The 13829-nt window shown below is 55.4% G+C and carries 13 protein-coding genes; 6 read left to right on the forward strand and 7 right to left on the reverse strand.

The window, feature by feature from the left end; genetic code table 11:
- Positions 1–465: 465 nt before the first annotated feature.
- Complete coding sequence (locus J4D99_RS17870) at positions 466–705, reverse strand: hypothetical protein (protein ID WP_208133102.1); 240 nt, start codon at positions 703–705, stop codon at positions 466–468.
- Between the two features lie 230 nt (positions 706–935).
- Here J4D99_RS17870 and J4D99_RS17875 point away from each other — a divergent pair, with 230 nt between their 5' ends.
- The 6 genes from J4D99_RS17875 to J4D99_RS17900 all read left to right on the forward strand — a co-directional run bounded on the left by J4D99_RS17875 (position 936) and on the right by J4D99_RS17900 (position 4722).
- Complete coding sequence (locus J4D99_RS17875; RefSeq protein ID WP_208133103.1) at positions 936–1442, forward strand: YfbU family protein; 507 nt, start codon at positions 936–938, stop codon at positions 1440–1442.
- Positions 1443–1452: 10 nt separating this feature from the next.
- Positions 1453–1773 (forward strand): hypothetical protein, encoded by a 321-nt coding sequence (locus J4D99_RS17880; protein WP_208133104.1) that lies wholly within the window; start codon positions 1453–1455, stop codon positions 1771–1773.
- Positions 1774–1802: 29 nt separating this feature from the next.
- On the forward strand, positions 1803–2117 hold the full coding sequence (locus J4D99_RS17885; RefSeq protein WP_208133105.1) for a hypothetical protein: 315 nt from the start codon (positions 1803–1805) through the stop codon (positions 2115–2117).
- A gap of 2 nt (positions 2118–2119) precedes the next feature.
- Positions 2120–2485, forward strand: a complete 366-nt coding sequence (locus J4D99_RS17890; protein ID WP_208133106.1) for a hypothetical protein — start codon at positions 2120–2122, stop codon at positions 2483–2485.
- 314 nt (positions 2486–2799) lie between these two features.
- Complete coding sequence (locus J4D99_RS17895) at positions 2800–3066, forward strand: hypothetical protein (RefSeq protein ID WP_208133107.1); 267 nt, start codon at positions 2800–2802, stop codon at positions 3064–3066.
- A 288-nt stretch (positions 3067–3354) separates the two neighbouring features.
- Positions 3355–4722 carry a hypothetical protein gene (locus J4D99_RS17900; RefSeq protein ID WP_208133108.1) on the forward strand — a complete coding sequence of 456 codons (1368 nt, stop codon included), beginning with the start codon at positions 3355–3357 and terminating at the stop codon, positions 4720–4722.
- 175 nt (positions 4723–4897) lie between these two features.
- On the opposite strand, the gene J4D99_RS17905 is transcribed toward J4D99_RS17900, so the two are convergent.
- The 6 genes from J4D99_RS17905 to J4D99_RS17930 all read right to left on the reverse strand — a co-directional run.
- Positions 4898–5731 carry a hypothetical protein gene (locus tag J4D99_RS17905; RefSeq protein ID WP_208133109.1) on the reverse strand — a complete coding sequence of 278 codons (834 nt, stop codon included), beginning with the start codon at positions 5729–5731 and terminating at the stop codon, positions 4898–4900.
- A 31-nt stretch (positions 5732–5762) separates the two neighbouring features.
- A complete protein-coding gene (locus J4D99_RS17910) occupies positions 5763–6581 on the reverse strand; it encodes an endonuclease/exonuclease/phosphatase family protein (protein WP_208133110.1) in 819 nt (272 codons plus the stop codon).
- 3 nt (positions 6582–6584) lie between these two features.
- Entirely contained in the window at positions 6585–8420 is a 1836-nt protein-coding gene (locus J4D99_RS17915; RefSeq protein WP_208133111.1) for a hypothetical protein, read from the reverse strand.
- 206 nt (positions 8421–8626) lie between these two features.
- Positions 8627–8860, reverse strand: a complete 234-nt coding sequence (locus J4D99_RS17920) for a hypothetical protein (protein WP_208133112.1) — start codon at positions 8858–8860, stop codon at positions 8627–8629.
- A 99-nt stretch (positions 8861–8959) separates the two neighbouring features.
- On the reverse strand, positions 8960–10288 hold the full coding sequence (gene mobV / locus J4D99_RS17925) for a MobV family relaxase (protein WP_208133113.1): 1329 nt from the start codon (positions 10286–10288) through the stop codon (positions 8960–8962).
- A gap of 271 nt (positions 10289–10559) precedes the next feature.
- Positions 10560–13829 (reverse strand): class I SAM-dependent DNA methyltransferase (locus J4D99_RS17930; protein WP_370551467.1); only part of this gene is annotated, 3270 nt, incomplete at its 5' end.

Here is a 13829-nt window from a genome sequence, read left to right on the forward strand (position 1 = left end):
AGTTATGTGCTAGAAAAAGAGATTGTCAGTCCTTTTTAATCGAAACGGATAAGGACGGAGAGCCCGCAAACACTCAGTGTTAGCGGGCTTTTTTCATGTCCGCTCCCCACCTTGCTCCATGAAATACCTGCTAATCCAAGCGGTCTTGCTCATGCTTTCATGGCCCGCGCCCAAACCGCCACATGGCAGCAGGAATTGGCGTTTGCCCAGGCCGTTGCCGGCCAGTCCGAAGCCTACGCCATGGCCAGCAACGCAGCGGGTGCGGTGTACATCGCTGGCAGCTTTAGCTGCACTCTAACACTAGGAACCACCACTCTCTCCTCGGCCTATGCGCAGGCCTGGCCTCGCAATCCAACTACGGGCAAGACGGAACTAAGTGCACACTATCCTATTCAGCGAACGATATTACTACTTAATAAAAGTAAGCACAGCTAGCGGGGCTTTTACACTTTACTCCCTAGCCTACTAGCTGCTGCATGTTGCGCAGCACCCGGTAAACGGAGCGCTTATCCATCCAAAAGGTCTTGGCCGTGGCATCCACCGCTTGCGTAGGGTGGTCCAGGTAGCGCGGGCTGCCAGCAGCGCGCAGTAGTGCAGGTAGGCTTCGCGGTGGTTGAGCGTGGCCAGCGTTAGGGCGCCGGCTTGGTAGAGTTGGCTGAGCAGACCCTCGGCCTTCAACTGGTTGAGCAGGTAAATTAGCTTCATGCTAAATGTCTTTCTGCTTAGCGAACCGATCGAGCTAGTCGTTGCGCTCCCGTAGCTCGGTCAGGTTGAGGCTGGACACCGGCAATGAGGTTACTATGTCCTAGAACAAAGGCATGAGGTGGCTAGCAAGCTCCTTGCCTAGCTGGTTGTAGTCGATGGCCGCTACTATGTCAGCCGGGGTTTGTGCTACCTTAGCGGCCCACCTTTATGATTCACATTTACTTAGCATTATGACGCCCGAAACCAGACAGCTTCTCGTGAATCAGTATCGAATTCTCGCTCTCCTCGATAGAGAGAACGCCAAGTCTCATGAAATTAATGCCGATATTTTGGAGGATGGGCACGTCAGCTTGTACAATACTGTACTCAGTGGCCTGTCCAACAGTTCGAGTGCTGAAGAGGGTGAAGAAGTACACCAAATTCTAACCATGTTCCGGGTTATCGATAACTCGCTAGCCAGACTGGGTCCAGAAGAGCAGCAGCATCTTGGTAGCCAGCACCTCAAATTTGAAGGCTTCGATGCCAATGAGCGGGGAGGGCACTACTCTTTTGCGCACTTCATTATGGATAGGATGGGACTGTACCAAGAGCATAATCCACTAGATTTAAACTCGCACAGTGGGCTCAGCTTACCAGGGTACCGGGCAATGCTCCGTACCTACAAGTCTTTCCCTAATCGTAGCGACCTAACGGCTGAACAACTTCAGCAGTTAGTCGATGCCAGAATAAATTGGTAAGCTTATGAAAATGTACAAGTTCACTTACCTGCTTTGGCAATTCAATATGATGCTAGACAGTGGTAAATATGATGCGGTCACTGTTAGCGCTATAAAAGTTAGGATTAGTAATGGCACTCTCCCTAACTATCTAAAAAGTCAGTTTCCTGACGCCGATTTCAGTATGATAGAGCCTGATGAATGGGCCTATTTGGTGAAGGAATGGAGCGGTCTGGCCGAAATGGTTGACGAGGACCGTAAAATGGGCGTAGTTCATCGGGGAATATGTCTGCTCTTAGCTTACACGATAAACGGTTTGCAGTCTCATCCTGAAAATCCTCGCAATAAGTAAGCGCTTAAAGTATCAAACAAATACGTCCAATGAAGTATCACGTCAACTTTCAATACCGTCCCAAGGATGCTGCGCGTCCTCAAGATGAACCCATGCTCGATATGAGCGGTCGAGCCTTGGATATTATTTTGACAGATGGCGGCGGGCTGCCTGCCATTGGTGACCATGTCGTATTCTGCCGCGCTGGTCATAAGGGCGAAGGGCAAGACATGAAGTCTGTAACTAAGCAAGTGGAGGGAGTAGTAGAAAACAGACTGTTCTTCTTTGTCGCTTCTGGCATAGCAGAAGTTAATATCGTAGTTACTGACAGCCTCACTGATACCAGCACTCTAATTAAACAGTAGCCATGCCTTTGAAGGATCTAATCCCCCACCACCTATCATACTGCATCAGTAAGCTTTATGAAGGGTATTGGAGCGGCTACCCGCTGGCCGAAATGGATTTGGGCATGATAGCAGACTATCAGGAGAAGATTAAAGCCGAACTGGATAAAAAGTACGGCTCTTATAGAAACCTTGACAATTCAAGTGACACTCTTGAAAGCATTGACTATGTGCTAATGCGTTTGCAAGAATTGTTTGTCGCAGGTGGAATAAAAGGAAATAAAGACGCGAAGGTATTTATAGATGCACTAGCCCATTACTTTGATGAGGTTAAGGAGATGTTTGCTGAAATAGATAACACGGGCTGGCACCCTGATGACCCGAGTTGATCGGCTCACTAGATAGTTACACTGCCTTGGATATTTCTAGCCCCGACTCTTCAAACGAGCTGGGGCTTTTCGTAGCTTGGCGGGCATTATAACCCTCCCCGTATGAACCCTAGCCAAGAATTAACCAGTGAACAGCAGCGATATCTTGATAGCATCCTGGGCAATTCTGACGAGGAGTTGCTACTAGAAATAGCCAGGGGGCAGCTTAGCGGCATCACGGCCAGTACCAAGCGTCGGCCCCCAGCGCGCAAAGCCGCGAAGAATATCGGAACTGCGTACCAAAACGCCCTGTCGAGCATGAATACGAAAGGCAAATGTTGGTGCCATTTGTCAAGCACGCTCAGGCCAGCGTTCAGTCAATCCAAGCTAAGCTTTACGTGCTGCTGTGCGATGCAGAACTGCTAAAGCCCAAGCAGCAGGCGATGGAGGCGCTCACGGGCACCGAAAAGGACGTTATTGCGGGTATGGCTACCATAGTATTTGCTCGGTATAATGAAATCATGGCGGTAGCTATTCCGGTCGCCATTTTGTTGGCTCGAAAAGGGCTCGCCTCCTTTTGCGCCACCAAGCCAAAAGGCTAAGGCTCGCTGCAGGCGGAAGATGATTGCCGCCAGAAATGGCAGCACCGCAGTCTAGACTACGAAAAAAGAAATTAGAGCAGGCCTAACTCCTTTAGACGCTTTGCCACCTGCGAAGAAGGTGCGTCGGGCGTAATATCGCCCTTGCCCTGCTGCAAGTCAATCTGCTCCCTACCTTGCCGCCTTGGACCTCGACGACTTCAACACCTTGCCCGACATACAGAACGTTATTTGGAAACCGTTGAATCACAAGCTAAACGTACGTGATTCCAAGATTGAACCTGTCGAAGAATGGACAAACCAGAACAAGGCGAAGAATCCCAGCCCATCATTCCATATAGTGAGCTAGATGATAAAATGCTAGCCATTGCGCACATGACTTGGGAGCAAATGGCAACACAGAAGCTGGAGCAAATACAATCTGTAGGAGGCTTTGATAAAGCGAATCAAGAAGACCTGAATGCATTCGGCTGGTACATGCACCATTATGCAGCCATTATGGATGAGTTCAAAACTCGTATGCAGGCCCTAAAATTTTCTATACAAGAGATTTATCAGTACGTGGGGCGAACAGACCGTTCGGGAATATTTCGCTTTTACCCTGGTTCGCCGGCCCACCGCCAATTTGGCGAGGAAGCACAAGGCGTGGTGCTGTACAGCAAGCGCGAGAGGGACACATTGGAGCAAGAGATTCAGTCCAGTCCTGTACCGCGTACAGACGGTGTAATTCGCATCAAATCCCACAAATACCAAGAGAGCGAGCAAAATGTTGACTTATTGAAATCGCAGGGCTTTGAAGTCACCGAAGTGATGGAACTGCTAACGTTCAGCATGGATGATAATGCCCCCCACATCTATGCTGATAAAGCGATAAAAGAAATACCAAATACTATAGACATAAAATTGAATTTAAACGGCATAGACCCTGCAATTTCCTTTTTGCATTTAATAGAGTACCAAAAGGAGGCAGGTGTTCCAATCCCGCGCCACGAAATGGTTAGGTACTATGCATATCTATCTTTCATTAAGCCTGAATCAGTGACTCATGAAATTGCCTCTGAGTACCTCATAGACCCCGATACCGGTGCATTTAGTGACGAGATAACGTACGAAATCCTAAATGCAAAATTTGACCGAGGTGACGAACTGAGCACCTTAGAGCAAGAACAATTCAAGGCGGTATCATCAAAAATCATAACGGGGAGGGTAGAACTTGTTTTAAAAGGTTTAGGCATATCTAAAAAAACCTATGCAAAACTGCGCCAATCTAACAGTGAGGCCTTTTGGGGGATTATAGGTATTGCCCGTGATTTTCAAACTGAGACAGTAAGCGGCCCGGAAAGTAAATACCCGATATTCTGGGATTTTGACAGGTTTGCGCATGTTTTGACCAGGCATTACAAGGGCTTCAAGATTGCGGAGTCGACATACTTTTCTAACCCAGTCCAACAGCCCACGGCCTTTCAGTACACCTATAGGGACACTATTCGACTGGTGAAAATTGTGGTTAAGAACCTATCAAAGGAGATTGACGCCCGGTTGTCTAATGGCGAGCCATTTTCAAGGCAGGGGCAGCAGGCGTATTACTATAATGGCAACTATTATGCAATCCGTATCGCACCCAATGGGCGGCTTATGCAGTTTCATCCTCTGCAGTAAAAGCATTTTAAAAGAAGATAAATGAAACAGCCCCGACCTCACTAAGGAAGTCGGAGCTGTCTTACTATCCCCATCCTTTTGGTGGAAACGCTGAGGCCTCCGCCATGCTAGCCCAAGCTGCTACGCTGATGCTGGTAGCCGCTGTGGGTGAAGAGAGAAGCGTGATTGCGCCGCGTTAGCTGCTGGCGTTAAAATGCTGACGCCATGCCCTCCACAAGTCCGGGTCCGCTTCCACCCGGTTCATCTTATCGGAGTCAATCTCGCGCAGTTGCTTTGCTACGGTTTCCCTGGTCCACCGACCGGAAGCTATGTTGTCTTTGTAGAGTTTTAGGAGCTTTGGTAAGCTCCGCTCGACGATAAATAGCCAGTCGTCCTTGCGGAAATAGCCTACCCGCACGGCGAATTGGTAGCTGGCCAGCACATCGGCATCCTCCAGGAGGGGCCGTTCATTGTTCCGAAACGGGTTTATTAAAACTCCTGGGGTTGCGCCGCCGACTAATCGTTGAGCACTGTCAAACTCGCGTTCCCACACCTCAATTAAGGCGTCGGCCTGACGCACGCGGTATGGGCTGTAATGGGCGCTGGCCCATTGCCGAATCTCGGGGAGCAGCTTGCGCCACATTTTGAACCGGCTACACTGAGAGGCGTGCAGGGCGGCCATCCAATTCACGAGTTGACCTTTTACCTCGTTCAACGAATGAGAGGCCAGCCACTGATGTAGCGGCCGGGGCATTTCTACCACAAACGGAACCCACTCGCCTCCAATTTGAAAGCCTGGCAGGCCGAGGGGTAACACGCCCGTCTGCACCGCCGCGTGCAACACTTCCAACTGCACTAGCTGACTTTTCTCGCCTAGGAGCAGGCTCACTGGCACTTTGCGGGTGCGGATTGCCTCCAGGTTAGCAACCCGTTCGAGAAACACTGCTTTGGAGAGCTTGGCCAGCTGGGGAAGCTGCTGATTGACAACGATGGCGAAGTGCTCGTTGTGCGGGTGGGCGGCAGAAATCATGGGATAGGTGAAGAAGCGGGAAACTACGGACTTAATGAATAGTAAGCAGCACCGGCAAATGGTCAGAAGTGTGCTGCTTGCTGGGCCGCCCTCCACTCGTGCATACCTTATAGCCGGGTAGGCGCGTGAGTCGCGTAAGCACCTGCACCTGAAATTGCCGTCCTTCCAGCAGACGCGGGCTCAGCAGCAACTGGTCGGGAACCTGCCAGGGGCCGTGTGGTACGCTGGCGCGGTAGTACGTGCCAGCCGCCCCTGCCGCACCCCCAAAAATCGTCCAGCTGGCGTTGTAGAAGGCCGGCTCGGCCGTGCTGCGTGAGGCCCGTGCGTGAGCTAGGTCGCGGTTGGCTGCCAAGCCGGCCCGACCCACGATAAAGGCATCGTAGGGCGGTAGGTTAAAATCTCCCACGATTATCCCTTCCCGGGTAGGAGCATCTACTACTTCCCTCACGATGTCGCGGGCAAATAAGTAATTTCCATCCCGGCGGTCATCCTCGTCTTTATGTAGCACCGGCAAGTGCACGTTGAACACAATTAGGCTGGCCAGCGCACGGGATACGCCATCCAACTGCACTACCTGCACCCGTTGGCGGAGGTCGTAGTTTTTTACTGTTTGGTAAAGCTGCCGGCGCACAAGCACTGCGAAGCCCAGCGGCCCGCGCTGTATTTCGTAGGGGGCCATCTTAACCAGCGCCAGCAGTTCGTCAGTTACTTCTTGCAGTGCCACAATAGCTGGTTCGTATTCCAACAGCCATTCCGTCAAGGCCCCGGCACATCCCGGCGCATTGGGGTGGGGCTTCGGAGGCCGGGCGTGGGGCGAGCCGCCCATGTTCCACTGTAAAATGCGTAGCATAGCTTACACGCCGGGGTCAAGCAGTAGCAGCCGCTCGATGGCGTGCCTAGTGCGCGGCGAGCGGGCCACCTGCCCTAGAAACGAAGTAAGGGCTTTTTCATCTGCAATCGGCGCGATTTCCTCGTCCCAGTTGAGGATAGTCAGCACCGTCGATGGTGGAACCTGCTGGATGGTGAAGAGCACGGTGCTGGCCAGCGGCACGGCCAGCGACTGCAATACGAAGTCATAGAGTCGTGGCTCTTCCTCCGCGAAGAATGGCACCGGCACTACCCGTGCTCGGACCTGCTCGCCGGTGCGGGAAGCCAAGTTGCTGGCAAATGTAGCGGCCACACTAATTAACGAGTTGGCCGGCACGGCGGGCCGCGTAAACGCAGGCCACAGCTCGGCCGCTGGCGCGGTAGTGAGCCGAGTTGGCGTTTGCGCGTTGAACTGCACCGGCGCATCTTGCTCGCTAGCCTGGTACCACGCCGTGGCGGGCGGTTCAGCATAGCGGTTAGGCCGAGCCGACATATCCCAGCCAGCCAGCGGCCCCTGATAGCCAACCGCCTTCGCCATTAGCCCCGCGCACAGCGTCCGTAAGCGCAGGCAGCGGGCCTGGGTCTCGGCGTAAGTCGGCGCGAGCAGGCGCTCGGTCAGCAACTGAGTGCTTTCGCGCACGGCCGCCAGCAGTTCCGGGTGTAGGGCCAAATGGGCGGCGTGCAATGCCAACTCCACTAAGGCGGCCGGCCCAGGCTGCGCGGCTTCCATAAGCTGCCTGCGAAGCAAGGCTTCCTGCTCGGGATGGGCGTGATTGTGGGCGATAGGACTTGTGGCCGCCCACCGCAGCCAGGCGGCGGATGAACGGGCTAATTCTACCTCGCGCCCTGTAAAACAGCGCGCCATTGCTTGGCAGGCCAGCAGAACCTTAACCTCACGGCTGCTGCCGTACAGCTCGGTAGCCGACTCGACGTACAGATGCATCGCTTCGTAAAGATAGCGGCGCTGTTCATCGGTCGACGGCCGGTCGGCTAAGTATCGGGTTAGGTGCGTAAACAATAAAGTAAACCACGGTTTAAACACCTCTTCTGGCACGGGCGCGAACTGATGATTAACCTGGGGCAGGTAATCATAACCGTAGCTTCCTCCCGCATACGCGACGGGCTGCCCAGCCTCGTCCAGCCCAATCAGTAGCTTGCAGCCAAGAGGTCGACCCAAGCAGAAGCCCATAGCCTGTAACTCATTGTTGAGTAGCTCATAGTCTAGTGGCGCTCCTGCCGGGTCCAATACTAGGATGTCCGTTAGGTATTTCTTCTTGCGATTCAGCAGAAAATACGTCCACCGCGAGCCGAGCAGGCCGTAGTGCGTGCGGGAAAAAGAGCCGAGTTCAGGAGAACCAACACGCAGGACTACGTTGCTGCTCTTGCTGGGTAGGCCACCTTGCAGGCGGCCCGCCCAGAGGCGCGGAGTACTCCGCGTCAACTGCCAGTAGGTTGCCGTAATAGTTATCCGGTCGTGACCTTCTTGAAGGCCCGCCCCAAACGTAAAGCCCACCGGATGGGCAGCCAGAGCCTCAAATTTTTCTTCTTCCTCGGTAATGCCCTGTAGGGGCTGGCCTGCCAGGTGGGCTAGCGGGTCTCCCGGGAGCCGGTCGGGCGCGCGGGAGTAGGAGTGTGGCACCTCACATACTACCACGGCCGTGCTTTCCTGGAAGCTCAGGCTGATTACGTAGTCTGTAAGGTCTTCCTCACCGTACAGCAGTTGCGTCAACTGCCTAGGATAGGTAGTTGCCTGTACATCGTATTGCTCTAGGCTGGCTAGCAGTCGGGCATCCGCTTCGGTGACGGTAATAACGTCTGCCATAAATAACTAAAGTATTGAAGCATGATTTAGTGCGTTTCAACTCATCCCACCAATACCTCTACGGTAACTTGTTTCCGGGCCGTGGCGACTATGCGGCTGCATAGGCCAAGCATCTGAACCAGTGTCCAATTTATTGCTCTAGAAGACAGCGCCGTCCTAATCTGTACAAGTATCAAGAGCCGAGCAAAAGCAACGGGCATTAGGAATTACTGAATAGGGGGTACTGATGCTAGTGCTTGTACTTCAGCTTGAAATGCCTCATCATTTTGGCTGGTTAAGTTGTAACGAGGATGCACCGGACCGTTATATACTTCAAGGGCGTGTTCATCCTCAAAGTAGTGCAAATGAATATTTTTCATGTGACACCACTGGCCAGCGGCAGATGAGCGGCGAAAGCCGCAGGCGGCTAACTGTTCAATGGATGGGCGGTAGTCCTGCATAGGGAAAAGAATTGAGTTGGGGCAGGCAATATAGGCTTGACCGAGCCACCGGGTGCGCGTGAGCAACAAGCAGATGAGTAGCTTTTCAAAACGCCTCTACTACATCTCAATCTCTCCTCTATCACGCCACAACGGCAGATTCTGTTGCTGCGCGCGCTGGCTAGCCTTCAGATACTGTTCTTGGAATGGTTGGCCGCCGGGACGTAATTCAGCGCTGCTGAATCGAGTGCCGTCTTGCTTACTAATGAAATAAAGCTCTTGGGGACTGGTTGCTTTCACCGAATAGCCTTTGCCCACCTGCGCTAGGGCCGTGGCTAGCTCATCGTGGTTGCTGACTGGGGAGTGTAACCGCGTCGCCAAGGCCTGCTCAAGGACCAGCTGGTGCTGCTGCCGAAGCTTCTGCACCGTTGGTACGTATCGCTCAGCAAGCGGCTGGCCCTGGCTGTGCCGAATAACTGCGCGCTTATGCAGGGTCAACTGCTCATCAGCGCGAACCTGCTGCTTATCCCGCTCTTGGCTGACTTCTTGGAGTTGCTTCGTCAAGCTAGCCGTGGTTGTCATCAATTCAGCGCTCTTCTTAGCTAGCAGTTCTTGGCTGTGGGCCAGCTGGCGCTCGAGCACTTTCGCCCGCTCGTGGGCTAGGACGTTGGCCGTTGCTATCTCGGCCAGATGCTTAATTTTTTGATTGGCCGCGGTGGTGAGCTTGAACAAAAAGTCGTTCAGCGCAAATTGCTCCTGCACCCGGTGGTGCGCTGGAGTAGTCCAGCTGGGCATGAGCTGTATTTGGTGGGGTGCCGTGGGCACCGGGGTAGCCAATTCACGCAGCGCCTCCTGGCTCATCTGCTGCGCCCCATAGTGGCGGCGTACGTCCTCATGGCGGGCAGTGCTGTAGTGGATACCGCGTGTTAGGCCGTGGGGCTTCATGGCCTCGGCATAGTCGGTCTGGAGTTGGCGCAGGCTAGCCGGGCTGAACACGTCGCGGCAGCTCAGCCGGCCGTTGGCCGTGACAGGTACCACCACGCAGTGGATGTGCGGGGTAATTTCGTCCTGGTGCAAGGCGAAGCCTACCACATTCTCCTTGCCAAAGCGCTGCTGCACGAAGGCCAGGTTGTCATGCATCCAGGCTGAGTCACGCACATCGTGGGCGCGATGGTCGGCCCCGCGAGCGAAGAAGTCGGGGCTGGCCGTCAGCACCAGCTCGACGGCGCGAACGGCATCCTCACGTAGCCGTGGCAAGTGCAGTTCCTTGATGCGCTCGCTGGCCAAGTGCCAGTAGTTGCGGCGCTCGTGGTTGAGGTACTCCACGTTGGCATCGGCCAATTGCGGGTCGGCGTTGGGCGTATCTTGGAGCCGATAATTGTGTTCTGTCGCGGTGGCAGCTGCGCCCGCGCTGGCGAGTTTGGCTGCTAAAAGAATAGCGTAGGGCATCGAAGGAAGGAAATAGGTGCAATGCGTAATGGGTTACACACAGGGGGATTAGGTGATTCAGTAGGCCAATCGAAAGCGTAATGGGTTACACATTCAGTATTGGCCTTTTATCGAATGGGGCGCTGATAGTCTGCCAAGAGCTCATAAAACCCTCGGTCTGTCGTAATATAAATGCCAGTTTGCTTTTTGCCCCACTGCCTGTTTATCACACCACGAAAAAGCCCGCTCTCGATAGAAAAGCGGGCGTGGTTCGAAGTATGTTGCGTGGTAATTAGCTCGCGTAAATTTCTTTTCCAACAGGCCGCACCAGAGCCAAAGCAGTCAAGGTATCGAGCAGGGGCCTTACTCTATCAGGACGAGTACGTTGGAAATAAGCTGCTACTTGAGCTGTCGTCAATGGAGTCGTTGCCTGCTGTACTACAGCTCTTACTGCCTGCATTTGTTCCGCCAAAGCAGTGGGCCAGGGCTGAATATTTGTCAAAATATTCGTAGAAACTGGGGTTGCCGGAAGTGCCAGAGTTACCTGCTGTTGACCGGGAGCCTGGTAGCTCGGACGCAAATAATGCACTACCCCAGCCGCCTCCTCCGCTACCCGTTGCTCGTTGAGTCGCACAAGCCTAGTGAGTAATTCTGCCTCGGATAAATCAGCCGCCCAGCCATACGCCGCTGCCACCTCCCTATCCAGTTGCTGATGTAAATTGAGCACCACCGAGGCCAGCCCCAGTTGATTGGTCACCTGCTCTTTTGGCGTGAGTGATTGGCCAGCCCGCAGTTTTTCGACGACGTTGTAGAGGTCTGTAATCGTAAGCGTCGAGTGCTGGGCCTGCTGTTGTTTGCGTAGGGCATCAAGTTGTTCAGCCAATTCTCGGATGCGGTCTTGCTGCGTAGCAGTTGCCAGTGGGAAAGGAAAAGGCTGGAAACATCTGCTGCTGTTGTAGCGCAGGTCATTACCCACGCCCATCCGCCCGCCCGCCGTAGCTGCCCAGACTATGTGTAGACTACTGGAGAGTACGCCCAAATGATAGGCATCGGCCGAAGCAATAGCTACGAGCATGTGGTCAGGCGCAATGGTCGTTTCCAGGAATTGAAACACGCGATGCTTGGCCGTTTCAGGGGTAGCAATGTAACGTGGCAGGTCCTGCACGGCGGCCCGCAGTCCCTTGCGAACTTCTCCGAACTGCCACCATATTTCCTTCAGCCTTTTTCGGTTGTTATGGTCGCGTTCCGGTTTCACCTGCTCCACTAGCCATTGATAAAGGTTGGGGTAAGTAGTAAGGAACTGCGCTTCCGTTAACCCAAACATATCCAGCAGGTATACCCCACGCGGTCGGGTAGTCAGGTCTTTGCCATTGCGATAGGGCCGAATCCGACTTTCTAGACCGGGTGTGGTGCCCAGCCCAAGCTGTGCAGCTTCCTCGGCCGTGATGATGAAGCCTGCGCCGGCCAGCATCATGCCGTTGCTCGACAAGCCCGCGTTAGCCCTCAACTGCTGAGCTGACGACACATCAGCACCTACCGTTAGGTCGGCATTGAGCACGCCCACCTGTTCGCCTAGCTCAACTGCCGGCGCCTCTTCACCCGCAACGGTCACTTCGCGTAGCACCTCGGCCAGCGTGCCCGGCTGACCCGCGCCGGCCACGCCCACCGTGATGGCCACGCGTACGGCTGCCCCATCGGTAGCCTCCACCCATGGGTGGTCGGGGATAGCGAAGGCTAGCGAAAGTGGCTGCTCGGTATTGGCCAGGTGCTGCTGGATGAGCCGCCGGTTGAAGGTCTGGGTAATGGAATTGGTGGTGATGAAGCCGAAGCGCTCGGCTTGGCCCGCCTGCACCATCCGGGCCGCGTGGTCCCACCAGTACATCACCAGGTCGGCCGACTCGGGTACACGGCCCCGGTAAGCCTTACGGAGCGCTTCTACGTAGCCGTCGCCCAGGGCTCCGCGCATAGCCTTGTCACCCAAAAAGGGTGGGTTGCCGACTAGAAAATCAGCTGCCGGCCACTCAGCTGGTTGCGGGGTAGGGTAGTCGAATACCGGCACCTGGGCGGCTTCGTCGGGCACAGGCTTACCAGTGGCCGGGTGCGGCTTGGTGGTAAGCCCATCCCAGCGCGTTACCGCCCGGCCCTGCGCATCAAGGCGTGGCGCTGGGGGGGCGTGCTGAAGAATGGCATCCTGCTGGCGGATATTCTGGTAGCTGTCGAGTAGCGGCTCAGCCAGCTGGGTCAGGCCGTGGGTACGTAGGTGCCACTGCAGGTAGCCGATGCGCAGCACCACGTCGGCAATGGCGGCCGCCCGCGGGTTCAGTTCCAGGCCCAGTAGTTGGCGCGGGCTCACGGTGCTGCCGGCGCCCAGGTCGAGCAGACCCGTTTGCCCGAAGCCGTTGATGGCCGTCAGCACTTCGCCCTCCAGACGTTTGAGGTGCTCCAGGGTCACGTACAGAAAATTTCCTGTCCCGCAGGCCGGGTCAAGGATTTTAACGGAGGTGAGGCGGGTAAGAAACTTCATCAGTTCGGTGCGGGCACCTTTGGCATCCTCATCGTCGAGGCGGCGGGCGCTGGCGGCCTGCGCCGCGGCCCATTCCCGACGTAGCGGGTCAAGTACGGTAGGTACGACCAGGCGCTCGACGTAGCGGCGAGGGGTGTAGTGGGCGCCGAGACGATGGCGCTCGCGCGGGTCGAGCGCTCGCTCCAGCAGGGTGCCGAAAATGGCCGGCTCTACTTCAGTCCAATCAGCTTGGGCTGCCTCGTGCAGTAGGGTGAGCTGGGCCGCCGTAAGCGGCAGCGCCCGCGCTGAGTGGAATAGCCGTCCGTTGAAGCGGCGCAGTCGGGCCCGCAAATCAGGCGCGAAGCCGCCGGTGTCCATCGTGTGCCAGAGGCTTTCAAGCGCATCGGGTAGCAGCTGCCGTAGCTCCTCGGTAGTTGCGTAGCTGGCTAGCAACCCGGAAAATGAGGCTTTAGGAATTAGGCTTGCATCCTCTGCAAACATGGTGAAGAGGCAGCGCATTAAAAATTGCGCTACTACCTCCGAAGCATATCCTGCTCGTTCCAACTGCGCAGACAGGGCCGCCAGTTGGCCAGCGAGCTGCCGCGTGACCTGGGCCGCCCGACGGCTAGGGTCGAGTTGCTGCGGGTCGGTGAAGAGCAGCTGCAGGCGCTTCAGCACCGCTTCGTCAGCCAGGTCAGCTAAGGCGATGCGATAGGTCTGTGAGTCGGGGAAGGGTACGTAGTTGTCGCCTACCCCAGCAAAGTTGCTGTAGAGGTCGAGGCAATAGCCTACATCAACTACCACGATGAAAGGCGGCCGCGGCTCGCTGGCCGGCAGGGCCCGCACGTAGCCAAGGGCTTGCTGCCGGGCAGCTTCCATGACCTGCCGCCACTTGGACGTGCCCCGGGTAGCATGGCCTTGGCGATACTTTTCGGGAGGTAAGCCTAGCTCTGCGCGTTCAGCATTAGGCTCAGTTTGGCCGGGTCGTGCGCGGGTCGTGCGCGGGTCGTGCGCGGGTCGTGCGCGGGTCGTGCGCGGGTCGTGCGCGGGTCGTGCGCG

The organism is Hymenobacter sp. BT559, from assembly GCF_017571525.1.
Classification (GTDB): domain Bacteria; phylum Bacteroidota; class Bacteroidia; order Cytophagales; family Hymenobacteraceae; genus Hymenobacter; species Hymenobacter ginsengisoli.

Coding starts and splice junctions, on each gene's coding strand:
- J4D99_RS17915 (WP_208133111.1), bottom strand. CDS start 8,420: ATGGCAGACGTTATTACCGTCACCGAAGCGGATGCCCGACTGCTAGCC.
- J4D99_RS17920 (WP_208133112.1), bottom strand. CDS start 8,860: ATGCAGGACTACCGCCCATCCATTGAACAGTTAGCCGCCTGCGGCTTT.
- J4D99_RS17895 (WP_208133107.1), top strand. CDS start 2,800: ATGTTGGTGCCATTTGTCAAGCACGCTCAGGCCAGCGTTCAGTCAATC.
- J4D99_RS17875 (WP_208133103.1), top strand. CDS start 936: ATGACGCCCGAAACCAGACAGCTTCTCGTGAATCAGTATCGAATTCTC.
- J4D99_RS17905 (WP_208133109.1), bottom strand. CDS start 5,731: ATGATTTCTGCCGCCCACCCGCACAACGAGCACTTCGCCATCGTTGTC.
- J4D99_RS17900 (WP_208133108.1), top strand. CDS start 3,355: ATGGACAAACCAGAACAAGGCGAAGAATCCCAGCCCATCATTCCATAT.
- J4D99_RS17890 (WP_208133106.1), top strand. CDS start 2,120: ATGCCTTTGAAGGATCTAATCCCCCACCACCTATCATACTGCATCAGT.
- J4D99_RS17880 (WP_208133104.1), top strand. CDS start 1,453: ATGTACAAGTTCACTTACCTGCTTTGGCAATTCAATATGATGCTAGAC.
- J4D99_RS17885 (WP_208133105.1), top strand. CDS start 1,803: ATGAAGTATCACGTCAACTTTCAATACCGTCCCAAGGATGCTGCGCGT.
- J4D99_RS17910 (WP_208133110.1), bottom strand. CDS start 6,581: ATGCTACGCATTTTACAGTGGAACATGGGCGGCTCGCCCCACGCCCGG.
- mobV (WP_208133113.1), bottom strand. CDS start 10,288: ATGCCCTACGCTATTCTTTTAGCAGCCAAACTCGCCAGCGCGGGCGCA.
- J4D99_RS17870 (WP_208133102.1), bottom strand. CDS start 705: ATGAAGCTAATTTACCTGCTCAACCAGTTGAAGGCCGAGGGTCTGCTC.